General features: G+C 72.9%; 26 protein-coding genes and 1 pseudogene. 23 read left to right on the top strand and 4 right to left on the bottom strand.

The window, feature by feature from the left end; translation table 11 throughout:
- The first annotated feature begins 89 nt into the window (after window positions 1–89).
- The 9 genes from VT52_RS06645 (at window position 90) to VT52_RS06605 (ending at window position 8,083) form a co-directional block, all read left to right on the top strand.
- Window positions 90–527 carry a hypothetical protein gene (locus VT52_RS06645; protein WP_240509660.1) on the top strand — a complete coding sequence of 146 codons (438 nt, stop codon included), beginning with the start codon at window positions 90–92 and terminating at the stop codon, window positions 525–527.
- Window positions 524–1,456 carry a hypothetical protein gene (locus VT52_RS06640; protein ID WP_046420307.1) on the top strand — a complete coding sequence of 311 codons (933 nt, stop codon included), beginning with the start codon at window positions 524–526 and terminating at the stop codon, window positions 1,454–1,456. The genes VT52_RS06645 and VT52_RS06640 overlap by 4 nt, the downstream gene beginning before the upstream one ends.
- Window positions 1,443–2,879: a V-type ATPase 116kDa subunit family protein gene (locus VT52_RS06635; protein ID WP_240509659.1), complete on the top strand. Its 1,437-nt coding sequence runs from the start codon at window positions 1,443–1,445 to the stop codon at window positions 2,877–2,879. The genes VT52_RS06640 and VT52_RS06635 overlap by 14 nt, the downstream gene beginning before the upstream one ends.
- Window positions 2,864–3,277, top strand: a complete 414-nt coding sequence (locus VT52_RS06630; protein ID WP_046420309.1) for an ATP synthase subunit C — start codon at window positions 2,864–2,866, stop codon at window positions 3,275–3,277. The genes VT52_RS06635 and VT52_RS06630 overlap by 16 nt, the downstream gene beginning before the upstream one ends.
- 2 nt (window positions 3,278–3,279) lie before the next feature.
- The gene (locus tag VT52_RS06625) at window positions 3,280–3,507 is read left to right on the top strand and encodes a V-type ATP synthase subunit F (RefSeq protein ID WP_240509658.1); all 228 of its coding nucleotides are present in this window, start codon (window positions 3,280–3,282) and stop codon (window positions 3,505–3,507) included.
- Between the two features lie 277 nt (window positions 3,508–3,784).
- Window positions 3,785–4,294, top strand: a complete 510-nt coding sequence (locus tag VT52_RS06620) for a V-type ATP synthase subunit E family protein (RefSeq protein ID WP_143070842.1) — start codon at window positions 3,785–3,787, stop codon at window positions 4,292–4,294.
- Complete coding sequence (locus VT52_RS06615) at window positions 4,291–6,030, top strand: V-type ATP synthase subunit A (protein WP_240509657.1); 1,740 nt, start codon at window positions 4,291–4,293, stop codon at window positions 6,028–6,030. Before VT52_RS06620 ends, VT52_RS06615 begins: the two co-directional genes overlap by 4 nt.
- Window positions 6,027–7,466 (top strand): V-type ATP synthase subunit B, encoded by a 1,440-nt coding sequence (locus VT52_RS06610; RefSeq protein WP_046425599.1) that lies wholly within the window; start codon window positions 6,027–6,029, stop codon window positions 7,464–7,466. The genes VT52_RS06615 and VT52_RS06610 overlap by 4 nt, the downstream gene beginning before the upstream one ends.
- Complete coding sequence (locus VT52_RS06605; protein WP_206306446.1) at window positions 7,463–8,083, top strand: V-type ATP synthase subunit D; 621 nt, start codon at window positions 7,463–7,465, stop codon at window positions 8,081–8,083. The genes VT52_RS06610 and VT52_RS06605 overlap by 4 nt, the downstream gene beginning before the upstream one ends.
- A 96-nt stretch (window positions 8,084–8,179) precedes the next feature.
- Here the strand turns inward: VT52_RS06605 and VT52_RS06600 are convergent, their stop codons facing one another.
- The gene (locus VT52_RS06600; RefSeq protein ID WP_046425600.1) at window positions 8,180–8,602 is read right to left on the bottom strand and encodes an Hsp20/alpha crystallin family protein; all 423 of its coding nucleotides are present in this window, start codon (window positions 8,600–8,602) and stop codon (window positions 8,180–8,182) included.
- Window positions 8,603–8,839: 237 nt separating this feature from the next.
- Between VT52_RS06600 and VT52_RS35325 the strand changes: the two genes are divergently transcribed.
- Both VT52_RS35325 and VT52_RS06590 read left to right on the top strand, forming a co-directional pair.
- The gene (locus VT52_RS35325) at window positions 8,840–9,751 is read left to right on the top strand and encodes a universal stress protein (RefSeq protein WP_079174876.1); all 912 of its coding nucleotides are present in this window, start codon (window positions 8,840–8,842) and stop codon (window positions 9,749–9,751) included.
- 34 nt (window positions 9,752–9,785) lie between these two features.
- Window positions 9,786–10,781, top strand: coding sequence for an Acg family FMN-binding oxidoreductase (locus tag VT52_RS06590; RefSeq protein ID WP_046425602.1), 996 nt, complete (start codon window positions 9,786–9,788; stop codon window positions 10,779–10,781).
- Between the two features lie 161 nt (window positions 10,782–10,942).
- Here VT52_RS06590 and VT52_RS06585 read toward each other — a convergent pair whose 3' ends face one another.
- On the bottom strand, window positions 10,943–11,617 hold the full coding sequence (locus tag VT52_RS06585; RefSeq protein ID WP_046425604.1) for a CBS domain-containing protein: 675 nt from the start codon (window positions 11,615–11,617) through the stop codon (window positions 10,943–10,945).
- A gap of 370 nt (window positions 11,618–11,987) precedes the next feature.
- Between VT52_RS06585 and VT52_RS06580 the strand changes: the two genes are divergently transcribed.
- The gene (locus VT52_RS06580) at window positions 11,988–12,644 is read left to right on the top strand and encodes a CatB-related O-acetyltransferase (RefSeq protein ID WP_046425606.1); all 657 of its coding nucleotides are present in this window, start codon (window positions 11,988–11,990) and stop codon (window positions 12,642–12,644) included.
- A 256-nt stretch (window positions 12,645–12,900) separates the two neighbouring features.
- The gene (locus VT52_RS06575; protein ID WP_046425609.1) at window positions 12,901–14,052 is read left to right on the top strand and encodes a macrolide family glycosyltransferase; all 1,152 of its coding nucleotides are present in this window, start codon (window positions 12,901–12,903) and stop codon (window positions 14,050–14,052) included.
- Window positions 14,053–14,108: 56 nt separating this feature from the next.
- On the opposite strand, the gene VT52_RS06570 is transcribed toward VT52_RS06575, so the two are convergent.
- The gene (locus VT52_RS06570; RefSeq protein ID WP_046425610.1) at window positions 14,109–15,188 is read right to left on the bottom strand and encodes a fatty acid desaturase family protein; all 1,080 of its coding nucleotides are present in this window, start codon (window positions 15,186–15,188) and stop codon (window positions 14,109–14,111) included.
- 202 nt (window positions 15,189–15,390) lie between these two features.
- Window positions 15,391–16,356, bottom strand: coding sequence for a DUF8017 domain-containing protein (locus tag VT52_RS06565; protein WP_046425612.1), 966 nt, complete (start codon window positions 16,354–16,356; stop codon window positions 15,391–15,393).
- Window positions 16,357–16,797: 441 nt separating this feature from the next.
- On the opposite strand from VT52_RS06565, the gene VT52_RS06560 reads away from it, so the two are divergent.
- The 10 genes and pseudogenes from VT52_RS06560 to VT52_RS06520 all read left to right on the top strand — a co-directional run bounded on the left by VT52_RS06560 (window position 16,798) and on the right by VT52_RS06520 (window position 25,315).
- Window positions 16,798–17,268: a MarR family winged helix-turn-helix transcriptional regulator gene (locus VT52_RS06560; RefSeq protein WP_046425679.1), complete on the top strand. Its 471-nt coding sequence runs from the start codon at window positions 16,798–16,800 to the stop codon at window positions 17,266–17,268.
- Window positions 17,261–17,449: pseudogene (locus VT52_RS06555) on the top strand (MFS transporter); the annotation flags it as partial. The gene VT52_RS06560 and the pseudogene VT52_RS06555, both read left to right, overlap by 8 nt.
- A 166-nt stretch (window positions 17,450–17,615) precedes the next feature.
- A complete protein-coding gene (locus VT52_RS06550) occupies window positions 17,616–18,710 on the top strand; it encodes a tyrosine-type recombinase/integrase (RefSeq protein ID WP_046425616.1) in 1,095 nt (364 codons plus the stop codon).
- A gap of 68 nt (window positions 18,711–18,778) precedes the next feature.
- Entirely contained in the window at window positions 18,779–19,183 is a 405-nt protein-coding gene (locus VT52_RS39530; RefSeq protein ID WP_338059178.1) for a phage integrase N-terminal SAM-like domain-containing protein, read from the top strand.
- 15 nt (window positions 19,184–19,198) lie between these two features.
- On the top strand, window positions 19,199–19,879 hold the full coding sequence (locus VT52_RS39525; protein WP_338059182.1) for a tyrosine-type recombinase/integrase: 681 nt from the start codon (window positions 19,199–19,201) through the stop codon (window positions 19,877–19,879).
- Between the two features lie 16 nt (window positions 19,880–19,895).
- Window positions 19,896–20,246 (top strand): helix-turn-helix domain-containing protein, encoded by a 351-nt coding sequence (locus VT52_RS06540; protein ID WP_046425618.1) that lies wholly within the window; start codon window positions 19,896–19,898, stop codon window positions 20,244–20,246.
- Window positions 20,243–22,663, top strand: a complete 2,421-nt coding sequence (locus VT52_RS06535) for a hypothetical protein (RefSeq protein WP_046425620.1) — start codon at window positions 20,243–20,245, stop codon at window positions 22,661–22,663. The genes VT52_RS06540 and VT52_RS06535 overlap by 4 nt, the downstream gene beginning before the upstream one ends.
- A gap of 25 nt (window positions 22,664–22,688) precedes the next feature.
- Window positions 22,689–23,198, top strand: coding sequence for a GNAT family N-acetyltransferase (locus tag VT52_RS06530; protein WP_046425622.1), 510 nt, complete (start codon window positions 22,689–22,691; stop codon window positions 23,196–23,198).
- Window positions 23,199–23,364: 166 nt separating this feature from the next.
- Window positions 23,365–23,697, top strand: a complete 333-nt coding sequence (locus VT52_RS06525; protein WP_046425623.1) for a helix-turn-helix domain-containing protein — start codon at window positions 23,365–23,367, stop codon at window positions 23,695–23,697.
- 4 nt (window positions 23,698–23,701) lie between these two features.
- Entirely contained in the window at window positions 23,702–25,315 is a 1,614-nt protein-coding gene (locus tag VT52_RS06520; protein WP_079174875.1) for a hypothetical protein, read from the top strand.
- The last annotated feature ends 11 nt before the right edge of the window (window positions 25,316–25,326 follow it).

Here is a 25,326-nt window from a genome sequence, read left to right as displayed (position 1 = left end):
CTGGTGGGGCGGCCCCGCGGTCCTATCCGGTGCGGGGCGCGGCGAGACCGGTGAGACTGGAGGGACAGCCGACCGGCAGGAGGCCGCCCATGAGCCTGCGGGACTTCCTGGAGCGGTTCCGTCCGACGGGTACGCCGGGCGCGTCCGCCGCGGGCGTGCCCGCCGACCGTACGGCGGAGCGCGCGGCGGAACTGGGGCCCGCGCTCGCCCGGCTGACGGACGTCCAGGAGGAGGCGGCGCGGATCCGGGACGCCGCACGGGAGGCCGCCGAGGCCCTGCGCCGGGACGCCGCCCGTGCGGCCGAGCGCGTGGTGGCCGCCGCCCGGGAGCGGGCGCCCGCGGTGCGCGCGGCGGCGGCCGAGCCGGTCCTGCGGGAGGCCCGGCGGGAGGCCGAGGCGCTGCGTGCCGCCGGGGAGCGCGACGCCTCGGCGATCCGTGTGCGGGCCGGGGAGCGCATGCCGTCCCTGGTGGACCTCGCGGTGGCCGACGCGCTGCGCCCGGCGGGCGGTTCCCGGGAAGCTCCGTGAGCGCGGGCTGGGTCGCCGCCGGGGTGCGGGCCAAGGCACTCGTCGGCCGGTGTCCGGGACCGGCCGGGAGCCGGGAGATCGCGCGCGGCCCGACCCTGGACGACGCCCTGCGGAGCCTGGCGTCGACGCCGTACGCGCGGTACACGCGGACCGCGGTGGACCTGCCCGGGGCGCAGCGGGCGGTGGCCGCCACGGTGCTGTGGCAGCTGCGGGTGCTGGCCGGCTGGCTGCCGCCGGGCGGTGCCCGGTTGCTGGTGCCGCTGGCCGCCGGGTTCGAGATCGCCAACGTGGTCTCCCGGCTGCTCGCCCGGGACGGCCTCGTCTCGCCGGCCCCGGAGCCGTACCGGCTGGGGGCGCTGGAGACCGCCTGGCGGAGCCTGGAGCGGCACACGGGGACGCCCGCGGGGCTGCGGGCCGCGCTCACCGCCTCGCCCTGGGGCGACCCGGGCGGTGACACGCCGTGGGCCGTGGTCACGGGCATGCGGATGGCCGCCGCCCGGCGCACGGACGCCGCCGTACCGGACGCGCGGCGCTGGGCGCGGGCGCGCGCGGCGCTGCTGCTGGCGCGGGAGCGGTTCGTGCACGGCCGCTCGCTGCCCGAGCCGGCGGGGCGCGACGCGGCACGGCTGCTGGGATCCCGGGCGCCGGCCGCCGCCTCCTACGAGGAGTTCCGTGACCGGCTGCCCTCGTCGCTCCGATGGGTGCTGGCGGAGGCCGGGGAACCGGAGGAGCTGTGGCGCGCCGAGGTCCGCTGGTGGCACATGGTGGGGACGGAGGGTGCGGCGCTGCTGCGGGAGGGCCGTGCGGGGCCCGGGGTGGTCGTCGGAGCGGTGGCCGTGCTGTCCGCGGACGCCTGGCGGGTGCGGGCCGCGCTGGAGTCGGCGGCGCGCGGCGACAGGGCGCGGGAGGCGTTCGATGCCCTGGTCTGAGGCGATGACACCGGTCCGGATGCGCCGCGTGGCGGTGGTCGTGCCACGGGCCGCGCTGCGCGCCGCGCTGGTGCGGATCGCCGAGGAGGGCTGTGTGGAACTGGACCGTGCCGAGGAGTCCGTTCCGGGAGCGGCGGCGGCGCGGCTCCAGCACGTGCGGGGGCGCGGGACGGGCCCGCAGAGCGCCGCCCCGGCCGTCCTGGCGGATGCCGTGCCCGACCTCGATCTGCTCGAACGGCAGGGCCGCGTGGGTCTGCTGGCGGGCGAGGCCCAGTTGGAGGAGCGGGCGGCGGCCGCCGTGCGCGAGGGGGAGGCCGTCGCCCTGGCCGGATGGTGCCCGGCCGCCGAGCTGCCCCGGGTCGCGGGGCGGCTGGCCGCGGTGGGCGGCGCGCTGCTGCCGCTGCCCTCGCCGCGCGGCACCGATCCCCCGACCCAGCTGCGGCCGCACCGGACCGCGTCCTTCACCCCGCTGGTCACGACGTACGGCACCCCGGCGTACGCGGACCTCGATCCGTCCTGGCCCGCCGGGCTGACCTATGTCGCGATGTTCGGGATCATGTTCGGTGACGTGGGGCACGGGGCGCTGCTGGTGCTCGGCGCGCTCGCGTTGCGCCTGGGCCGGCCCCGCCGGCTGGCCCGGCTGCGCCGGCTGTGGCCCTTCCTGGCGGGCGCTGGGGTCGCCGCCATGCTCGCGGGCGCGGCCTACGGGGAGTTCTTCGGGCCGACCGGGCTGCTGCCGGTGCTGTGGCTGAGCCCGACGGCCGAGCCCGCCCGGCTGCTGGCCGCCGCCGTGCTTCTCGGCGCGGGTCTGCTGGCGCTCGCGCACCTGTCGGGGGCGGTCAACCGGGTGCGTGAGGGCGGCTGGGGCGCGGGGCTCTACGCGGCCTCCGGCGGCGCCGGGCTGCTGTTCTACCTGGGTCTCGTGTCGGCGGCGGGCGGCCTCGCCCTGCACCGGCCGCCGGTGGCCGTCGCCGGTGCCGCGCTCGCGGTGGTGGGGCTGGCGCTGGTGGCTGTCGGGCTGTTCCGGGGCACCGCGGGCGGCGGCCCGGGTGTCGCCGAGACGGCGGTACGGCTGTTCGACGTGGTCGTGCGCGCGGGCACCAACACCCTGTCCTTCGCCCGGCTCGCGGCCTTCGGGCTCACCCATGCCGCGCTGGCCGCCCTGGTGTGGCACGGCACCACGGCACTGGCGGGGCGGGGCGGCGCGGGAGCCGTGGGCGCCGTGCCGCTGTTCGTCGTGGGGACGGCCGTCACCTTCGGTCTGGAGGCCCTGGTGGCCGGTGTGCAGGCCCTGCGGCTGGAGTTCTACGAGCTCTTCTCCCGGCTCTTCGGGGCGGAGGGCCGTCCGTTCCGTCCCTGGCGGGTTCCCCGGGCGGAATCCGCCGACCCCGCTGCGAAGGTGGTCCCATGCTCACCTGGCTGATCGTGCTGCCGGTCCTGGTCGCGGTGTTCGGCGCCGTCCGGCTGCTGCGCCGGCGCCGCGCCGGACACGCCTTCAGGTGGCTCCTCGCCATGAATGTCGTCCTGCTGGGCGGTGCCCTGGCCGTCCTGGGCACGGCGCTCTCGGGTCCGGCCCACGCCTCGGCGCAGGCCGCGGCGGGCGGCGCGACCAACGGGGCCGCGCTGATCGGGGCGGCCGTCGCGGTGGCCGGCGCCTCGATCGGGGCCGCGATCGCCGTCGCCTACACGGGTGCCGCCGCGCTGGCCGCGCTGAGCGAACGGCCGGAGATGTTCGGCCGGGCGATGGTGATCGTCGGTCTGGCGGAGGGCATCGCGGTGTACGGGCTGGTGGTCGCGATCCTGCTGATCGGGAAGGCCTGACGATGGGCACCGTCGCCGCGATCGGTGCCCGCGCCGAGGTGACCGGGCTGGCCCTGGCCGGGGTGGAGGTGTGTGTCGCCGAGGACCCGCGGGCGGTACGCCGGGCGTGGCAGGCCCTGCCCGGCACGGTCACGCTGGTCGTGCTCACGCGCGCGGCAGCGAAAGCCCTGGGGGCGGGGACGACGGCGCCGGCGCCGAACCGGCCGCTGACGGTGGTGATGCCGTCATGACCGGGTCCGTGGCCGCCCCGGTCGCGGCCCGTGCGGAGCCGGGGCGTGCGGCACGGGCGGCGACGCGTGCCGTCCGCGACCGGGACCGCCCCGGCCCTGTCGCGAACGGCCCCCGGGCGACCCCACCCGCCCGCGACCGGGGTGCCCCGCCCCGTGCCCGGCCGGGGCACCCGGCACGAAGGCCGGACCGCGCCGCCCGCCGGACCCGGCGCCCGCTGCCCGGCTCCCTGGGTCCGGTCCGCGCCGCGGCCCGCCCCCGGACGGCGGTGGTCCTGTGGTGAGCGCGCCCCCGGACTCCCTGGACCCGGTCCGTGCCGAGCTGCTGCGAGCGGCGCGGGCCTCGGCCGACGCCGTGCTGGAGCGGGCGCGGGCCGATGCCGGCGCCGTGCTGCGCGAGGCGAGGGCCACGGCCGACGCGGTGCTTGCGCGGGCCCGGCAGCTCGGTACCGCCGATGCCGCCGCCGGGGCGGCGCGGGAGCGGACGGGCGCGGCGCAGGACGCGTGGGCGGCGGAACTCGCGGCCCGTGGCGAGGTCTACGACGCGTTGCGCGACGCGGTCCGCGCGGGGGTGCGGCGGGCGCTGGCAGAGGACCCGGACGCGCGGTCGGCCGTCACCGCCGCGGCACGGGAGGCGCTGGGGCCAGGGGCCCGGGTCACGGCCACGGCGGCGGGCGATGTGTCGGCCGAACTGTCCGGCCGCCGGGTCGACCTGTCGGCGGACGCCCTCGCCGACCGCGCCCTGGAACGGCTGGGGGTGCGGGCCGAGACGCTCTGGGAGCCGCCGTGACCGCCCTCGGTGGCACGGGGGCGGACCGCTCCCGGATCCTGCGCGTGTCCGGCCCCCTCGTGGAGATCCGCTGTCCCGCCGGGGTCGCCATGCACGATCTGATCGCGCTGGGCGCCGACCGGCTGCCGGGCGAGGTGGTCGCCATCCGTGGCGACAGGGCCACCGTCCAGGCGTACGAGTACACCGGCGGGCTGGCCCCCGGGCACATCGCGGAGCCGCTGGGCACGCCGCTGTCGGTGCGCCTCGCGCCGGACCTGCTCGGCGGGGTCTTCGACGGTCTGCTGCGCCCGCTGGCCGACAGCGGCGACCTGCTCACCACCGGCGGCCCCGCGACCGCCGCGTCCGCAGGCCCGTCCTGGCCGTTCACGCCACGGGTGGCGCGGGGCAGCCGGGTCGCGGCCGGCGCGGTTCTCGGGGAGATCGGCGGGCGGGTCCCGTTGCGGTTGCTGGTGCCGCCCGGTCTCGCGGGCGAGGTGGGATGGGTCGCGCCGACGGGCGGGCACGCCTCGGACGCGGTGCTCGCCGAGGTGGGCGGGCGGGAGGTGCGGATGGCGCAGCGCTGGCCGGTGCGCAGACCGCGCCCGGTCGCGCGGCGGCTGCCGGCAAACGCCCCTCTGAACACCGGTCAGCGGGCCGTCGACCTGCTCTTTCCCGTGGCCCGGGGCAGCACGGTCGCCGTCCCCGGCGGCTTCGGCACCGGCAAGACCATGCTGCTCCAGCAGATCGCCAAGTGGTGCGACGCGGACGTGATCGTCTATGTCGGCTGCGGTGAGCGCGGCAACGAGATGGCGGACGTCATCGAGGAGCTGGGCGAGCTGACCGATCCGCGCGGCGGGGGCAGGCTGGCCGAACGGACGGTGACGATCGCGAACACCTCCAACATGCCGATGATGGCCCGCGAGGCGAGCGTGCACACGGGGGCGACCGTCGCCGAGTACTTCCGTGACATGGGCCTCGACGTCGTCCTGATCGCCGACTCGACCTCCCGCTGGGCGGAGGCGCTGCGCGAGTTCGCCTCCCGGATGGGCGAACTGCCCGCCGAGGAGGGCTATCCGGCGGGGCTCGCCTCCCGGCTGGCCGCGTTCTACGAGCGGGCGGCGGCGGTACGCACACTGGGCGGAGCCGCCGGTTCGGTCACGGTGATCGGCGCGGTGTCCCCGCCGGGCGGCGACCGCACCGAGCCGGTCACCGCCCACACCGAACGGGTCGTGCGCTGCCTGTGGAGCCTGGACCGCGAACTCGCCTACGCGCGGCACTATCCGGCCGTGTCCTGGTCCGAGTCGTTCTCCCGTGACGCCACCGTGCTGGGCACCGCGCACGCGCGAGCCGGCGACCCCGGCTGGGCCGAGCGGCGCGGACGGGTGGCGCGGCAACTGGCGTCGGCGGACCGGCTCGCCGACCTGGTGGAGCTGGTCGGCAGTACCGCGCTGCCGCCCCGGGAGCGGATCGACGTACTGGCCGGGCGGCTGCTGCGCGAGGCCGTGATCCAGCAGAACGCGCTGAGCCCGGCGGACGCCTACAGCACCCCCGGGAAGACCACGGCCCTGGTGGAGGCCGCGCTGACCGTGATCGACCGCTGTCTGGAACTGGTGGACGCCGGTACGGCGGTGGACGCCGTCGAGGCGGTCGACTTCACCCCGCTGCTGCGGGCGCGGGAGACGGCGGCCCCGGCCGAGACCGCCCCGGTGACGGCGGCCCGGGACACCGTGCTCGCCCGGCTGGAGGAGGCGGCATGACGGCATCACCGCCCGACGGCGGCGTGACCCGGGGAGGCGGCACGACCGGTCCCGTTCCGGTCGAGTTCACGGGCGTGCGCGAGCTGCGCGGCCCGCTGGTCGTCGTCGAAGGGGTGAGCGGTGTCGGCTGGGACGAGTTCGCCACGATCGTCCTCGACTCCGGTGAACGCCGGCACGGGCTGGTGCTGGAGGTGGACGGCGACCTCGCGGTGGTGCAGGTCCTGGAGGACACCGCCGGGATGAACCGCGCCGGCACCCGGGTGGCCTTCTCGGGGTCGCCGCTGCGGATCCCGGTGGGCACCGGCTGGCTGGGACGGGTCTGCAACGGGCGCGGGGAGGCGGCCGACGGCGGCCCGCCGGTGCTCGGCGCGGCGTCCGCAGCGGTAGGCGGCGCGCCGATCAACCCGGTGCGCCGGGAACCGCCCGACGAGCCGGTCCTCACCGGCGTGGGCGCCCTCGACGTGCTGACCACCCTGGTGCGCGGCCAGAAGCTGCCGGTTTTCTCGGCGGCCGGGCTGCCGCACCTGGAACTCGCGGTGCAGATCGCGGCCCAGGCGACCTGCGGGGGCGAGCCCTTCGCCGTGGTGTTCGCCGGGATGGGGCTCACCCACGCCGACGTGGCCTTCGTACGGGACGGACTGGCCGCGCGTTCCGCCGCGCGGGAGCTGGCGCTGTTCGTCAACACCGCCGACGACCCGGTGATCGAACGGATGCTCACCCCGCGGCTGGCCCTGACCGTCGCCGAGCACCTCGCCTTCACCGAGGGGCGCCATGTCCTGGTGGTGATGACGGACATGACGGCCTACGCGGAGGCGCTGCGCGAGGTGTCCGCGGCGCGCGGTGAGATACCGGCCCGGCGCGCCTACCCCGGCTATCTGTACAGCGACCTCGCCTCCCTCTACGAGCGCTGCGGCAGGATCAGGGGGCGGCCGGGGTCGGTCACCGTCCTGCCGGTGCTCACCATGCCCGCCGGTGACATCACCCATCCCGTGCCCGACCTGACCGGCTACATCACGGAGGGCCAGATCGTGCTGTCCGCCGATGTCCAGGCGTCCGGCGTCGGTCCGCCGCTGGACCCGCTCGCCTCGCTGTCACGGCTGATGCGCAAGGGCACCGGCCCCGGGCGGACCCGTGCCGATCATCCGGCCCTCGCCGCCCAGCTGATCGCCGCGCTGGCCCGCTCCCGGCAGGTGGCGGATCTCGCCGACCTGGTCGGCCGGTCCGCGCTGAGCCCGGCCGACCTGGCTCATCTGGAGCTGGCGGACGCCTTCCGCCGCCGGTTCCTCGCCCAGGGCACGGACGAGAACCGGCCGCTGGAGGACTCCCTGGACCGGGCCTGGGAGGTGCTGCTGACCCTGCCGCGCAGTCAGCTCGGCATGATCCCGGCCGACCTGCTCGACGCCCACGCCCCGGCGGCGGACGAGGGGGCCCGGTGAGCCCGCGTGCGCGCCGGGCGCCTACCGGGCGGGCCGGGCGGCTTCGGCTGCGCCGCAGCCTCGCCACCGCCCGGCGCGGAGCTGACCTGCTGGAACGCAAACTACGGCTCCTGCTGGACCGGGAACGAACGGCACGGGTGGCGGCACAGGAAGCGGACCGGGTGTGGCGGGCGCGGCTGACCGAGGCGGAGACCTGGCTGGTGCGCGGGGTGCTCCTCGGCGGTGAGAGCGCGCCGGCCCAGGCGACACCGGCGAACCGGGCGCGCGTCGAGGTCCGGTGGGCGGCCCTCATGGGCGTACCCCACCCGGCGGCGGTGGCCTGGACGGACGCGGTCCGCGCCCCCGCGGAGCCGACCGCGCCCAACACCGCGCTGGCTCACGCCGAGACGGCCTACCGTGCCGCGCTCCGCGCCGCGGCGGAACTCGCCGTACACCGGACGGCCGCCGACCTGCTGGCCGCCGAGTCCGCGCGGACCCGGCAACGGGTGCGCGCCCTGCGCCGCCACTGGATCCCCCGGCTGCGGGACGAACTGAACGCCCTGGAACTGGCGCTGGAGGAGTCGGAGCACGAGGAGGCGGTACGACGCAGGTGGGCCGCCACCCGCAGCGGCGGGTGACATCCGCCCCGCGCGGTCCGCCGGCGGACCGTCCGGGGGGCGCGCCGACAGCGGGCCCGGTACCGGGCCCGCCGATCACCGGCACGGGGCGGTCGGTCAGCTGCCGTGCTTGATCTCCACGTGCTTCGCCTCCTGCTTCCGCGTGCCCAGGCCCACGCTGACCGTCAGCATGCCGTCGGTGTAGTCGGCCTTGACGTCGTCCTCGTCGGCGCCGGGCGGCAGCGAGACGCTGCGGCTCATGGAGCCGTACCGGATCTCGCTGTGGTTCTTCGTGATGTCGCGCTCGGTGCGCTCGGCCTGGACCGTCAGCACGCCGTCACCGATGAGGACGTCGATGTCCTCGGGCGCCATGCCCGGGAGCTCCGCCCGCATCACATAGCGGTCGTCCTGTGTGTAGTCCTCGATCCTGACCGTGTACAGGTCGCCCATCGTGGGCATCGCGAACCGTGCCGGAAGGCTCTCGAACCAGTCCGGCATCTCCGGGAACGCGAACCTCTGCCTGCGGGCCAGTGTCGTCATCGCCGTACCTCCTCGGGGTGTCGTCCCGTCCGCGGACACCTCCAGTTCAGCGCGCGGAGCCCCGTGACGCTGAGGCCGAACAGCCCATGCCCCCGGCCCGGAGGTCCCTTTCGTCCCGGTTCCCCGCCGCCGGGCCGAGGAGCACCGCCGGGGGCCGATGGTCCCCTGGCAGGGCCCACGGTTCCGGGCTTTCATGGAAGTCGCGGCGGCGCTCCGCCGCAGGGAGGAGATGGGGCGATGTCCGCTCCCGTACCCGCGAGCAAGGACGACCGGAACCCCGGCCCCGGCCGCCGGCCGATCGTGGTGGGGCTCGACCCCGACCCCGCCCGTCGTACGGCACCGGCCTGGGCCGCGGACGAGGCGGCCCGCCGCCGGCTGCCGCTGCGTCTGGTCCACGTCGAGGGTGTACCGACCCCCGGCGACCGCAGAACGGCGGTTCCGCCCTCCTGGGAGGGGTGGAACGAGGCACTGCACGAGGCCGGGAAGAAGGTGCTGGCGGAGGCCGCGGAGTTCGTCCGGGTCCGGCACCCGGACCTGGAGGTGGACACGCTGCTCGCCGAGGGCGATCCGGTGTGGACGCTGTGCGAGCAGAGCCGCGACGCCACCTCGCTCGTCCTCGGCTCGCACCACCTGAGCCGGCGCCAGGAGGTGTTCGGCTCCGCGTCCATCGCCCTCCCTGTGATGGCCCGTACGCACTGCCCCCTGGTGGTCGTGCCCGAGCCGGAACACACCACCCAGGACCCGCCGTACTACGTCGTCGGCGTCGACGGCAGCGAACGCTCCGCGGCGGCGGTGGACGTGGCCTTCGAGGAGGCGGCGCTGCGCGGCGCGAGGCTGCGGGCCCTGCTCGTGTGGGAGCACGGTCCGCTGCGGGTCTTCGACGAGCGCGGGCCGCAGGAGGAGTCCCGCCGGCTCCTCTCCGAGATCGTGGCGGGCCGCCATGCCCGCTACCCCGAGGTGGACCTGCACCACGAAGTGGTCGCGGGCCATCCGGTCCAGGTGCTCACCGAGGCCTCGGAACACGCGCTGGGCCTGGTGGTGGGCACGCGCGGCCGCGGCGGGTTCGCCGGCATGCTGCTGGGCTCGGTGAGCCAGGGCGTGCTGCACCACGCCCGCTGCCCCGTGATCGCGGTCCCGACCCACGGGTGAGCCGGAGCACCGAGCCGGTACGAAGGGAGCCACCGTGACCGCAGAGCCCCTCGCCGTGAGCACGGTCACCGCGCTCGTCGCGGACGCCACCGCGGCGCCCTCCCTGGGCAACGCACAGCCCTGGGCGTTCCGCTACCCGCGGGACAGCGGCGTGCTGCGGCTGTACGCCGATCTGGAGCGCGTGCTCCCGCGCGCCGACCCGGAGAACCGGGGCCTGCACCTGGGCTGCGGGGCGGCGCTGCTGAACCTGCGGGTGTCCGCCGCCGCGGCGGGGCTCGCCCCAGAGGTGCGGCTGCTGCCCGATCCGGCGCGGCCCGAGCTCCTCGCCGAGGTGCGCCTGTCCGGCACCGGGTCACCCGACGACGCGCTGGCCGCACTGCACCCGGCCGTCCCGAGGCGGCACTGCAGCCGCTTCCCGTTCCGTGAGGACGACATCTCCGCCGAGGTGCGGGAACGGCTGGCCGAGGCGGCGCGTGCCGAGGGCGCCCAGCTGGTGTTCCCGGGCGTCTGGCACGTCCAGTCGATCCTGGACCTGGTGCGGGACGCCGAGTGCCGGGAGGCCGGCGACGCGGCCTGGCGCGCGGAGACGGAGCGGTGGACGCGCCTGCGACCGGCCGCGCCGGACGCCGCCGGGCCGTCCGACGGCATCCCCGCCGAGGCCTTCGGGCCCCGGCAGCAGGGCGCCTCGGTCCCGGTGCGCGACTTCGCCGCGGGCCGTCCGGTGCCCGGTCGCGGCCGGGCGGTCTTCGAGGAGAACCCGAAGATCGCGCTGCTGGGCACCGCCGAGGACGCCCCGGTGGACTGGCTGTGCGCCGGTCAGGCACTGGAACGGGTCCTGCTCCGGGCCACCGCCGACGGGCTGGTCGCCTCGCTCACCTCCCAGCCCCTGGAGTGGTCCGAGATCCGCTGGGCCGTCCGCGACCCCGTCTCGGCCATGGCCTACGTCCAGATGGTGCTCCGGCTCGGCTACGGCCCCGAGGGTCCCGCGAGTCCCCGGCGGCCGGTGGCCGACGTGCTCGAAATCGTCTGAGCGGGCACCGGGACGCGGCGGGGAACGGTGGTGGCCCCGTCCCGCCCGGCCGGGCTCGTCGGCGCGGCCGGCGGCCGGTCCGCCGTACGGGCCGGGCAGCGACAGCCGGAGATCACGCGCGCGGCGCGGAACCGCGACCGCCCTTCGGCCGAAACCGGCGCTCACGTCCCGGTGGGCGCCTCCCGGCCGTCGTCCGTCCGGAAGGTGAGGTCCCCGGACACCGAGACCACTCCGTCGACCCCGCGGCACAGTTGCTCGACAACGGGGATCTGGCTCTTGAACTCGACGATGCCCGAGAGGGTGACCCGGCCGTCGCGCACGTCCGCCGTCACATCGCGGGGGTCCAGGAGCAGCGTGCCCCGCAGCAGATCCCGGTTGATCTCCTCTCGGATCGCCTCGTCCCGGCGCAGGAAGATCCGCAGCAGGTCGGCGCGGGCGACGATGCCGACGAGCCGGTCCGCCTCGTCCACCACGGGCAGGCGTTTGACGTGCTGGACCTCCATGAGCCGGGCCGCCTCCACCACGGTCCACCCGGGCCGGGCGCACACCGCGGGGGCGGACATCAGCTCCTCGGCGCGGGCGCCCTCGGCCTTGGCCCGCTCCCATGCCTCCAGATGCGGGACGGGGGTCAGTCCCGACGGGTCGGCCTGGTCGGCGCTCTTGCGCAGCAGATCCGCCTCGGAGACGACGCCGATCGGACGGTCCATCTCGTCCACCACGGGTACGGCGGTGACGTCGTTCTCCTCCAGCAACCTCGCGAGCTCCTTGAACGAGGTGTCGCGCCGGGCCCGGACGACGTCCCGGGTCATGAGCTCCTCGACCGTGCGGTGGTGCATGTCGCCTCCCGGATACGGGGCGCCCACCTCGCGGAGACCGGGCTGCGGCCCCGTACGGCGGTGAGGCCCGCGTGGCAGGTCGGATACAGCACCATTCTGCGGAGAGTACGGCGATCATGCGAGCTCACCCGGCGTCCGGCTCGGCGTCGGGGTGAGTCGTGGCCGCTCGGCCCGCGGCCGGGGCCGGGGTCCCGGGTCCCGACGCGGTCCACGCGGCACAGCCCCCGGCGGGCCGCCGGCGCGCCGTCGGTGGGCGGAACGCCGGGCGGGCCCCGGACGGCGGGGCCGCGCAAATCGGTGTCCAGGGCGGCGCCGCGCCACGATCATGGGACGGTCCGTCACAGCCGAGCCCGTCCAGGAGACCCGCGCCATGCCCGCACCGGCCGATCCGACCGTCCTGCACCCTATGCCCGAGCAGCCGCGCGTCGTCCTGCTGAAGCCCCTGGTGAAGTCCCCGCTGATCGAGGTCGGCGAGTACTCGTACTACGACGACCCCGACGACGCGACCGCCTTCGAGACGCGCAACGTGCTCTACCACTACGGGCCGGAGAAACTCGTCATCGGCAGGTTCTGCGCGCTCGGCACCGGCGTGCGGTTCATCATGAACGGCGCCAACCACCGCATGGACGGCCCCTCGACCTTCCCCTTCCCCACCATGGGAGGCTCCTGGTCCGCGCACTTCGACCTGCTCACCGGTCTGCCCGGCCGGGGGGACACCGTCGTCGGCAACGACGTCTGGTTCGGGCACGGCGCGACGGTGATGCCCGGTGTGCGGATCGGCCACGGCGCGATCATCGCGACCGGCGCCGTGGTCACCGCGGACGTGCCCGACTACGGCATCGTCGGCGGTAACCCCGCCCGCCTCATCCGCAGCCGCTACGCCGCCGAGGACGTCGCCCGGCTGCTCGCGGTGGCCTGGTGGGACTGGCCCGCGGAGCACATCACCGAGCACGTCCGCACCATCATGGCGGGGAGCGTCGCCGAACTGGAGGCGGCCGCCCCGCGTGCGCACGGCGCCGGAGGATAGACGCCGGAGGACAAATACGGTGCCGCGAGGACCGGGCCCGGCTAGAGTCACGGGCATGCATCACTTCACTCAGATCTACGGCTGAACGGGTCGGGGCAGCGCCCCGGTTCCCCTCCGCATGCCTCAGCGCGCCCGCCGGGACGACCGAGTTCCATCGACGCGCCGGCCTGCCGCACCCCTTTCGCCGTAGACCAGAAACGAGTGAGTCCCCTTGCCTTCCCTGCCTTCCGCGTCGCGCCGTCCTGCCCATGTCGCCATGGTCGGCATCCCGCTCGTCAGCCATGTCCTGCCGAGCCTCCCGGTCATCCGTGAACTGGTGGCGCGCGGCCACCGGGTGACGTACGCCAACGACCCTGCGGTCGCCGGCCTGGTCACCGGCGCGGGCGCCGAACTCGTCCCCTGTGCGTCCGGGCTGCCCTTCGCCGACAACACCTGGCCGCAGGACCCCATCGCCACGATGGACCTCTTCCTCTCCGACGCCGTCCGGACGCTCCCCCGGCTGCGCGCCGCCTACGACCGGGACCCGGCGGACCTGTATCTGTACGACATCGGCGCGTATGCCGGCCGCGCTCTCGCCGAGTCGCAGGGCCGGCCGGTGCTCCAGCTGTCCCCGACGTTCGTGGCCTGGGAGGGCTACGGCGAGGAAGTCGGGGCGCACATCCGGCAGTTGCCGGGTGCCGACGCATACCGGGCGAGGTTCGCCGAGTGGCTCGCCGGGTGCGGGGCGGCCACGACGGATGTGGACTCCTTCTCCGGTCCTCCCGCACGTGCCCTGGCCCTCATCTCCCGCGCGATGCAGCCGCACTATGACCGGGTCGACACCAGCACCGTGACCTTTGTCGGGCCTTGCTTCGACCGGACGACGGCCGCCACGGAGGAGTGGACCCGACCGGCCGGCGCGGAGAAGGTGCTGCTGGTCTCCCTGGGCTCGGCGTTCACCCGGCAACCGGAGTTCTACCGCCGGTGCGTCGCGGCCTACGGTGATCTGCCCGGCTGGCATGTCGTCCTCCAGATCGGCAAGTACACGGATCCTCTCGAACTCGGCACCGTCCCGCCCGGTGTCGAGGTCCACTCCTGGGTGCCGCAGCGGGCGGTCCTCGACCGGGCGGACGCCTTCGTGACCCACGCGGGCATGGGCGGCTGCGGCGAGGGCCTGCGGGCCGGGGTCCCGATGATCGCCGTGCCCCAGGCCGCCGAGCAGTTCATGAACGCCGACCGGCTGGTGGAACTGGGCGTGGCCCGCCGCATCGACACCGCGGACGCCACCGCCGACGCCCTCCGCGCAGCACTGCTGGACCTGGTCGGGGACCCGGAGGTGGCACGCCGCTCGGCGCTGCTGAGTGCCGAGGCACGGGCCGAGGGCGGCACCGGACGTGCCGCCGACCTCATCGAGGAGTTGCTGGGCTGACCTCCGCAGGTCCTCGGGGCCGCACGCCGGGAGTGTGCGGCCCCGGTGGCCGTACGTCAGGACGTCGCCCCGCGCTGCCGCCTGATCGGCTCCCCCACCCGGTGCATATGGGTGAGCGCCTCGCGATAGGACCGGATCAGTCCGGTCTCGTGGTACGACACGCCTATCTCCGCGCAGTACGCCCGCACGACGGTCCGGGCCCGTCGCAGATGGGGCGCGGGCATGCTCGGGAACAAGTGGTGCTCGATCTGGTGGTTGAGCCCGCCGAGCAGCACGTCGGTGAGCAGGCCGCCGCGCACATTGCGGGAGGTGAGCACCTGGCGGCGCAGGAAGTCGGGCCGTTCGTCCCCGCTGAGGGTCGGCATGCCCTTGTGGTTCGGCGCGAAGGTGCAGCCCAGGTAGACGCCGAACAGGCACTGGTGCACGACGAGGAACGCCACCGCCCTGCCGGGGGAGAGCACCAGGAACAGCGCGGACAGGTAGGCCGCTATGTGGAGGAGGAGCAGGGAGCCCTCCAGAAGACGGTTCTTCGTCGACGGCGAGCGCAGCGCGCGCACGCTCGCGACATGCAGGTTGAAGCCCTCCAGCGTCAGCAGCGGGAAGAACAGGAATGCCTGGTGACCACCGATGAGGCGGGCCACGCCCCTGCTGTTGCGGGCCTGGCCGGTGGACCAGACCAGGATGTCAGGGGCGACATCGGGGTCGAGTTCCTCGTGGTTGGGGTTGGCGTGGTGGCGGGTGTGCTTGTTCATCCACCAGCCGTAGCTCATGCCGATGCCGAGGTTGCCGAAGAGCCGACCCCATGTCTCGCTCGGCCGGCGCCGCCGGAAGACCTGCCGGTGTGCCAGGTCGTGTGCCAGCAGGGCGACTTGACCGAAGGCAAGGGACAGGAAGGCGGCGACCGCGAGCTGCCACCAGGTGTCGCCGAGAGCGGCGAACGTTCCCCAGCCCGCCGCCAGCAGCGCGATCACCAGGCCTGTCCGCACCGTGTAGTAACCGGGGCGCCGCTTCAGCAGACCCGCCTCGGTGATACGCCGGGAGAGCTCGGCGAAGTCGCTGCCGGCCCGGGACGGAGAGGTGCGGGAAGGCGCGGCAGGTGGTCCAGTGACCACGGACGCGTCGGTGGAAGTCGTCATGCGTCGAGTCTCCCGACGGCCGTCCGCCCGAGACAGCCTGCCAGCCACCGGCCCGACGGGGGGCTGCCCCCCCGGTCTGACCAGGGGGGTTGCCCCCCGGTCAGGGCAGGGGGGTTGTCTTCCCGGTCAGGGCAGGGGGCCACCGCCCCGGAGTGGCCCTTCGGCGAGGACGGGCCGCTCCGGAGACGGCTGGTGGGGCTCGTCAGGAGTCGGACGGGGGCTTGTACAGGCGCACCGTGGCGGCGATCTTCCGTACCGTCTCGTCCGTCACCTCGCCGGAGACGCCCTTGGCGCCGAAGAAGGACCAGGAGACCAGGTCACCCTGACCGTTCTTGAAGGCGAAGGTCCATGCCTTGCCGTCCGTCGCGCACTTCTGGGACTTCTTCACCCCCACGGACCAGGCGCTGCCCAGATCGCCCTTGAGCCCCGAGGCAGTGGTGAAGGGTTCGACGGTGCCGGACTTCACCTTGGTCCTGTCGGGCTGGGTGTAGGCGCCGTAGACCCAGGTCCTCGGATCGGCGCCGGCGATCTCCTCGGTGCCGCGGGCTCCGTTGTTGCGCCTGCTGCCCGCAGTGGCCAGGGCGGTGTCCTCCACGGTGCCGTCCTTGTCCGTGTCGGCGGAGCACCATTTCGGCTGGAGGGACGCGGGGGCCTGGACCCCGATGAGCGGTTTCTCCTCCGGGTCGTCGTTCCTGGCGACGTAGGTGACCCAGTCGGGGGTCTGGAGCTTCCACTGCGGCGGGACGTCGAAGGCGATGCCCTGGGTCGGGTTCGTGACCACCTTCCAGCCCTTGACCGTGGCGGTACGGCTGTCGGGTCCGCGCGGGTTGTCCGTGCTCTGCTGCGACGCCCCGGTCGGGGCGGGGGCGGGGCCCGGGTCCACCCGGTCGTGCCTGTCGCCGCCGAGCAGCACGAAGCCGGTGACACCCGCGGCGACGACGACGGCCGCGGCGGCGATGACGGCGACGAGCTTGGTACGGTCCCGGCCGGGACCGCCACCCGCGGGCGGGGGCACGGGCGCGCCGCCCGGCCGGCCGTCGGCGTTCCAGGGCTGCTGGTAAGGGTTCGGCTGGTGGTACCCGGCCTGCTGATACGGATTCGGCTGATGTTCGACCGGGGGCTGCTGCGGGTTCTGTCCGCCCCCCGGTGGCTGCTCTCCTGGCCACATGCGAGGCAACGATACGGCGGGCGTCCTCGCTCCCCGTGCAGGGGTGATCGCCACGGGGGCCGGTCTCCACACACGTCGACCCAGTACCGGGCATACCGCGCCGAAAGGTCGCGGATCGGACTCGACACACACCTACCACGGCATCAACATCGTTACAGAGAAAGAAAGTTGACCCGCCGACGGACGAGAACGGGCAGGCGGCGGGCATCGCCGGGGTGTACGACCGTCACGGCCCCGGCACGGAACCCGGACACCGTCCGCCTGGGAGCGACTCATCGCGGCGGGACCGGCCGAGAAGACATGGGCACCTTCCGCCAGGAGGGGACAACACCCTGCCCACGAACCGCCCGGTACGGCCGGCCGGGCGGTGGCATTCGCGTGGCGCCACATTCATGCAGGTGAAGCTGTACATCCGAACCTGTACAGATTAGAGTGCACGGCATGAGTGAGCATCCGAGTCCGCCGCCACCGCCGTCGTCACCGCCGTCGCCGTCGGCGGTCGAGGCGTCGCGTGAGGTCCGCGCGGTGATCAGCCGGTTGCGGCGGCGCATCCTGAAGGCTTCCGAGGCCGAGGACATCACATTGGGGCAGGCGTCCGTGCTGGCCCGGCTGGCCGACAGGGGCCGTGTCACGGCGAGCGAGCTGGCCACGGCCGAGGGGGTGCGGCACCAGTCGATGACGGCGATGGTCGCCGCGCTCGTCGCGCTGGGGCTGGTGGAGCGCGCTCCCGACCCGGAGGACGGGCGACGCCTGCTCATCGAGCTGACCGCGGTGGGCCGGCGCCGGGTGGAGGAGGGGCGGCAGGCGCGCACGGAATGGCTCGCCGGCCGGTTGCAGGAGCGGTGCACGGAAGAGGAACGCCGCGATGTGATCGCCGCCATGGCCGTGCTGGAACGGCTGACCCGTGACTGACACGGAGCCCGGGGCGATACGGGAGAAGGGCCGGCCCGGATTCGACCGGCGGCTGCTGCCGCCGATGCTGCTGGGCTCGGTCCTGAACCCCGTCAACTCCACCATCATCTCCGTCGCGCTGGTCCCCATCGGCAAGGCCCTGGGCGCGCCGGCCTCGCAGACGGCGTGGCTGGTCTGTGCGACATCCCGCGAGTTCTCTTGAGCCCTGCTGAGTGACCGCGGCTGTGGCCAGGGGCTTCTTCCTCCTTCGAGTGCTCCTCCGGTCTGTGACGTAACTTCGGGATTCCTGAAGCGTTCTCAGCTCGTGCGACCGATCTGCGGTCCGGTCGAAGGCGAGGAGGCGCGAGTTGGCGGCGCTGGCGGTGGTGCGGGACCTACGCGAGTACCGGGATCCGGTCTCGGCGGAGGAGCTGGAGCGGTTCGAGACCGACGTGCTGGCCGGCTTCGTGCTGGCTCGGGCATCGGCGGGGCTGACGGACGGAACGATCCGCGGGGACGTCGGGCACCTGGAGCAGGTGCGGACCTGGTTCGGCCGACCGCTGTGGGACATGGAGCCAGCCGACGCGGACGCGTACTTCGGGCGGGTGCTGCGGGGCTCGCCCAGCGGCACCCGCCTGGCCCGATCCCAGGCCCTGAGCACGTACTTCCTGTTCGTGGAGCTGCGGCACAAGGTCGAGATCCACCGGATGACCGGCCGGGTCGTCGAGTGCCCGATCGATGAGATGAACCGCCCGCGTGGCTCGAAGGACGCCCAGCTGCGGATCCCGCCGACCGCCCCTGAGGTCGGCCGGCTGTTCACCGGCTGGGGCGGCGAGCTGGCGACCTGCCGCAAGTTCGCCCCAACCGCCAGGAACTACACCGCCGCGAAGCTGATGTCCCAGGTCGGACTGCGGGTGAGCGAGGCATGCGGCCTCGACCTGGACGACATCAAGTGGCACCTGGGCCGGTTCGGCAAGCTCCACGTCCGCCTCGGCAAGGGCGCCCGCGGCTCGGGGCCGCGCGAGCGGATGGTGCCGCTCATCAACGGCGCGGACCGAACGCTGCGGTGGTTCATCGAGGACGTCTGGGGCCAGTTCGACGACGACCACACCCGCCCCGGCACCCCGCTGTTCCCCTCCGAGCGCAAGAACACCGACGGGTCCTCGCGCCGAGTCGGCGACGACGCCCTGCGGAACGGCCTGGCCGCTGCGGTCGTGGCTCATCTTCCTGGCTGGGAAGAGAAGTTGACACCGCACGTCCTGCGGCACTTCTGTGCGTCCGAGCTCTATACGGGAGGCCTGGATCTGATCGCAATTCAGGAGGTTTTGGGACATTCCTGGATCGCCACGACGATGCGATATGTCAACCCTCGGGAATTGCATCAGGCGGGCGAGGAACTGCAGGTGGCCTGGTCGATGCGGGAAGTGGAACGAGTTCGTAGGGTCTATGGACTGGCTGCCTGAGCAGGCATGTTGCCGAGTTGATCCCTTCTGATGCATGATCTGCCCTCCAGAAGGGAGGATCTGGGGTGGTGCATCAGCGCAAGGTGGCCCTGGCCGGGTCGGCTCAACTGGAGCTCGTCTCCGGGGTGGTCCAGCTGCGTCCCGAGGACGCGATGTTCGACGCGATGCTGCGGGGCTGGCGTGCTCAGCAGAAGTCGCGAGGGCTGAAGGACGACACGATCGACCCGAGGGAACGGTTGATCCGCCGGTTTCTGGACTTCACGAACGAGTACCCGTGGCGATGGACGCCCGCCCATCTGGACGAGTGGTCCGCCTCGTTGACGAGCGAGAGACACTTGGCGCCGTCCACGGTCCGTAGCTACCAGGGCATCGTCCGACTGTTCACCGAGCTCCTCATCGACGCCCGCTACGGCTGGGTCCCGGCCTGCGAGGAAGCCTTCGGCACCTTCCCGGTGGCGATCTGCCATGAGTAGAATACTCTCCCTCACCTGCAGGATTACGAGGGAGACCCCGAGGCCAGGCCCTTCACGCGGGAAGAGCTGCAGCTCTTCCTCGACTACGCCGACGACCAGGTCGAACGAGCGGTACGGGCGAAACGCAAGGGAGCCCTCGCGGCCTACCGCGACGCCACCCTCTTCAAGGTGATCTACGGGTGGGGACTTCGGCGGACCGAGACCTCCAAGCTCGATGTGGTCGACTTCGGACGCAACCCGCAGGCCCGCCAGTTCGGCCGGTACGGCACGCTCAACGTCCGTTACGGCAAGGCGAAGAAGGGGCAGCCGCCGCGCCGGCGGAACGTGCTGTCGGTGATGGACTGGGCCGTCGAGGCGGTTGCCGACTACGTCGAGAACGTCCGCCCGCGCTTCGGGTTCCCCGATCACCCTGCTCTGTGGATCACCGAGCGCGGTGGCCGCCTGCAGCCCGGCTCGATCAACGACCGGTTCGAGGCATACCGGGACGCTCTCGGGCTGACGAAAGAGCTGACCCCGCACAGTCTTCGGCATTCGTATGTCACGCACCTGACCGAGGACGGGGTGGACCGGCGCTTCATCCAGCAGCAGGTCGGCCACGAGTGCGACAGCTCCCTGGCCATCTACACGCACGTCAGCGACGACTTCATGAACACTTTCCTGCACAAGGCACTGGCCCCGGCGTTCGCCGGGGCCTGACAGGAGGGATCCGGCGATGGCCGCCAAGCTCGACTACCACTGGCACCTGCGCAAGGTCATGGCAGACCGCGGGATGTTCTCCACCACCGACCTCCTCCCTCCGCTAGCCGAACGCGGCATCACGCTGTCCACGAGCCAGGTCTACCGGCTCGTCGTCGAGCGACCGGAGCGACTGAGCCTGAAAATCCTCATGGCCCTGCTCGACATCCTCGACTGCACCATGGACGACCTCATCGAGCCCATCGCAGTGGCCGGGGCCGTGAAGAAGCCGAAGAAGGCAGCCGCTGGTGGCTCGGTGCCCGAGTCGGAGGGGCTCGGCGGACTGCGTCCAAAGCGTGCTCGCATCAGAGGAGTTGACCGGCCTTGACCACGGCTGACCAGCTGGATCGCGCCGTCGCGGACCCAATCGGCCTGATCACAGACCTCGTCACCGATGTCGAGAAGGAACTCGACGCCGAGAGGATCCGGGCCGTGGTCACCGCGGTCGCGGGCGGCCGCGCGAAGTCGCGGAGCCTGGCCAAGGCCCTGGCGATGCGACCCGCGCTCCTGACCGACGGCCGGTCCCCAGCACCCCGGGCGATCGGTGATCTGCTCATCGAGCTCCGCAAGGCCGGCGCCTCGGCGATCGCGGCACCGGTCTGCGCGGAGTGCGGCAAGAAGCTGCGAACCCTCCAGCGCAAGGGCCAGGACTGGTACTGCTCGGTCTGCGGGCAGGAGAGAGCCGAGTGCACCGCCTGCGGAAACGTCCGACGCGTCAGCTTCCGTGACCGCAAGGGCCTGCCCCGCTGCAAGATGTGTCCCGACAATGACGACCGTGATCCTGCCGCGGTCGTCCACGAACTGATCACCGCGATCGGCCCGGGCGCCGACCGCGATGTGATCGCCGAAGCCCTTCGCCGCACGGCACCCAACCGTCCCACCTACCGACAGAGACTGGTCTGGGCTCTGGAGGAGAACCCTCGTCTGCTGACAGGGAAGGGATTCCTGGCGCCGCATCGCGCCATCCTGCGGTTCATCGACCTGCTGCACGAGGCCGGCGTCGCCGGGATCGTCCGGCCCGCCTGCCCTCGCTGCCACCGAGTCGTCCGCATCGACAAGCCGCTCGGCGGGCAGCGCGTCTGCCGCAACTGCATCGCCAAGTCCCGCTTCGAAGAATGCGTACGCTGCGGTGCTCGGCGCGAGCCGGCCACCCGCGACGCCGAGGGGCGACCGCTGTGTCCGAGCTGCCTGGTCAAGGACCCGGCGAACCTGGAGACCTGCATCGTCTGCGGCGAGTCACGCATGGTCAGCAACCGCACCGCGGACGGGCCGATCTGCCCGAACTGCCGTCCCCTGCCCATCCTGCTTTGCTCGATCTGCGGCCGCACTGCACCCTGCATGCTCTCGAAGCTCACCGGCTTGCCCCGCTGCGGCGGCTGTGACAGGCGCCAAGGTCACTGCACCGTCTGCGGACGAATGCGCGGCATTCACTCCGGCACCGCGGACGCCCCCGTCTGCGGCCCCTGCACCACGCCGGATGCCGAGCTCTGGCGCCCCTGTCCCACCTGCGGACAAGCCGAACGGCTGCACGCGCCGGGCCCGTGCCCCCGCTGCAGCCTCAAGCAGCGGCTCCACGAACTCCTCGCCGATGACACAGGTTCCATAAACCCGAAGCTCCAGTCCCTTCACGACGCCCTGGCCGACACCGAACGGGCCGGCACCGCGATGCGCTGGCTCTCCAAGGGCATCGTCTCCACCGTCCTGTCCGATCTTGGTTCCGGTCGCCGGCCTCTCGCCCATGAGGCCCTGGACGAGCTTCCTGAAGGCAAGGTCGTCGAGCACATCCGCAGCGTCCTCGTCGCCACCGGAGTCCTGCCCCAGCGAGATGAGCAGATGGTCCGTCTCGAACGGCACGTGAAGGACCTCGTCTCCTCCCATGCGACGGCCGAGGGACGGAAGATCCTGCACCGGTACGCGACGTGGCATCTCCTGCGCCGGCTTCGCCGACGCAGCCGCGGCAAGGAGATCACGCACTACCAACTTGCGGGCGCACGGCAACATCTGCGAGCGGCCGTCCATCTCCTGGACTGGCTCGAAGACCAGAATTTGAGCATTGCCACCTGCCGTCAGGCTGACCTCGAACGCTGGATGACCAGCGACGATATCCGCCACCGCCGGGAGGCGGGCCACTTTGTGCGCTGGGCCCTTTCCCAGAAGATCGCCCGCAATCTCAGCTTCCCGGCCGAGCGATGGAACGGCCCCTCCCAGGCCATGGACGACGAGGCCCGCTGGGACACCGCCCGTCGCCTGCTGCACGACGACACCGTCAAGCCCGAGGACCGCCTGGCCGGACTGCTGTTGCTCCTCTATGCCCAGTGGCCCGCGGCGATCTCCCGCCTCACCATCGACCACATCGAGGAGACGGACGGAGCCGTCCGCATCCGCCTCGGCGCCGTCCCGGTCGAGCTTCCCGCACCCGTCGCTGACCTGGCCCTGCAACAGGTCGCGGTTCGCCGCAGCCATGCTGTCCTCGGCCGGACAGAGACACCCTGGCTCTTTCCCGGCGGTCAGCCCGGCCGTCCGATCAGTGCCTGGGCCATGGGCGAACGACTCCGCAAACTCGGCATCCGGCTCGCGGAAGCCCGCTCGACCGCGCTGTTCCAGCTCGCCACCGAGCTGCCCGCCGCCGTCCTCGCCCGCACCCTCGGCATCGACATCACCGTCGCCGTCAAATGGCAGAGAGCCGCCGCCGGGGACTGGGGCGCCTACGCGGCCGAGGTCAGCCGCCGTCACCATGACGTCTGAATCCAAAAGCAAGGGAGCAACACAGATGCTGCTACGTGATGTTGAGTACGGTGACGTCGACGCCTACGTCCGGATGCGATGCGACCCGGTCATGATGGCCGAGCTGGGCGGCCCGCTGGCTCGCGAAGGCATGGAGGCGAAGGTCCAACGTGATGTTCAACGGGTGGCAGCGGACACCGACTGGACAAAGATGATCGTGCCCGATGAGGCCGAGCTGGACGTGGTCGCGGGAACCGTGACGTTGTGGCCCCACGACGCAGACGGCGAGCGCATCTCCGAGATCGGCTGGATGGTGCTGCCGGAGTACCAGGGACAGGGGCTCGGGAAGCAGGGCGTCCGCACGCTGCTTGAGCTGGCCCGCGACGACGGCCGGTGGGGGTTGATACACGCATTTCCGGCAACAACCAACGCCCCGTCCAACGGCATCTGCCGAGCCCTCGGCTTCCGATTCCTGGGCAAGCAAGACGTGCCCTTCGCCGGTCGAGTCCTGCAAACCAACCACTGGGCTATCGACCCTCGCACCGACCTGACCTGATACAGGTCCGCAGCACGCCGGAGCCCCGCGCAGAGCTTCGGGAGCGGGAGGCATTCAGAGAGTTCCAATACCCGACTCCACCATTACACGTCCAGCAAACCCGGGTGGAAGACGCTTGGGCCGCCGGGCAGCAGCGCGCCGCGAAGCGGCTGGAAGGACTAATGGGATGAAGTGGAACCTTCGGCTAACCGCTGCCAACAAGGGCATCTGGAAGGCCTCCGAGCTGCAGCGGAGCCTTGCCGAGCACGGCCTGGTCATCTCGGCCGGGAAGATGTCCGGCTTGTGGTCCGGCCAGCCGGTCTCCCTGAAGCTGGAGGACCTGGACGTCATCTGCGTCGCTCTCGGCTGCGAGATCGGCGACCTGCTGATCCCCGAGCCGCAGAAGGTCCCCCGCCCAGGCCAGGACAACGAGACCGGGCGGATCGCGGTCGGCGCGGCGACCACCCCACCGACGGTGGTCCCCAAGCGCCGGGACGGCCGCTCGCTGCCGCCGGAGTGACCCGGTGGCCCGCTTCCCGAAGGGGTACGTCAAGCCGACCGACTCCTGCGACAGCTGCCTGGCCTGGGGGAACTTCAGCGGTCGCCGCTGTCCGACGTGCTACATGGTCGGCCGCAGCCACGACGAAGCCCCCTGCACCGGTTGCCATCGCGTCCAGCCAGCGAAGTGGGGCTACTGCCGACTGTGCTGGTGCCAGGCCCGCCTCAGCACCAAGTCCACAGCCAGCCGGCCCCTGGACGAGACGGACGTGAGATCACGGCTCGGAGCTGTCCGCCACCACCAGCTCTTCTTCGTCGGCATGCACTACCGCAGGCGATCGACGCCTCCTCCTCCACGACCCCGAGGCCGGCGGGGAGCCCCGCGCAAGCCGCCGCCCCTGCCGGCCTGGCGCCCGGATCCCGGCTGGAGGCAGCTATCGCTCTTCGACCAGGTCCCGCGCGACTACAGCCGCCTCGACCCGGCCGACGCCGATCTGGCCAGCCCGTGGCTGGCCTGGGCGAAACATCTGGCCTACCAGCTGGCCGAGGCCCGCGGCTGGGGCCGCAACATCCGCTTCGCCGTCAACCGGGGTCTGGCCTTCGTGCTCACCGGCTACGTCGAAGGCGACGTCATCCGCCACACGGAGATCTTCGTTCCCTTGAGGGCCCTCGACCTGAGCGTCGGCCACATCGTCACCGTCCTGGAGGAGATGGGCATCTTCGAGGACGACAGCGAACCCTCCTTTGAACGCTGGCTCGCCGAGCGGTTGGAGGGCCTCGCACCCGGCATCCGCTCGGAGGCCGAACGCTGGACTCGGGTCCTGCACGAGGGTGGCCCGCGCAGCCTGCCTCGCCGAGAGGGAACGGTCTGGCTCTACCTCAACGGGGTCCGTCCGGCCCTGCTGGAGTGGTCGGACCGCTACGACCACCTCCGGGAGGTGACCCGCGACGACGTCCTCACCTATCTCAAGGCTCTGCACGGGCGCCAACGCCACAGCCAACTCGTCGCCCTGCGTTCGCTGTTCGGCTGGGCCAAGCGGAACGGACTCATCTTCCGCAACCCCACCAGCCGGATCAAGGTCGGGCAGTACGAGTACGGCGTGCTGCAGCCACTCGTCCCTGAACAGGTCGACCGGGCCGTCGCGGCGGCCACGACCCCGGCGACACGACTCATCCTCGCCTTCGCCGCGGTCCACGCCGCCCGGGTCGCCCAGATTGGCACACTCATGCTCGATGACGTCGACATCGGCAACCGGCGGCTGACCATCGCCGGCCGCGTCCGGCCGCTCGACGATCTCACCTTGAAGCTGTTGCTGGACTGGCTGGAGCACCGGCGCACCCGCTGGCCGAACACGGCGAACCTCCACCTGCTGATCAACAACCAGACCGCGAACAGGACCACCCGAGCCAGCAACCACTGGATCAGCACCTCAATGCGCGGACAGGCCGCAACGCTGGAGCGGCTCCGCGTCGACCGACAGCTCGAAGAAGCAATGACTCAGGGCCCGGACCCGCTCCACCTCGCCGAGGTGTTCGGGCTCGATGAGAAGACCGCGATGCGCTACGCGGACTCGGCCCGTCAGTTGCTTCTGGCCTCGCCCGGTGAGACCCCTGGTGGGACTGTCAGAGAAGCCGAATAGGGTCCGGTGAC

The sequence above is a fragment of the Streptomyces malaysiense genome (genome assembly GCF_000980885.2).
Taxonomy (GTDB): Bacteria; Actinomycetota; Actinomycetes; order Streptomycetales; family Streptomycetaceae; genus Streptomyces; species Streptomyces malaysiense.
The sequence above is the reverse complement of the archived record's forward strand: the minus strand, read 5'-3'. Positions and strand labels throughout refer to the sequence as shown.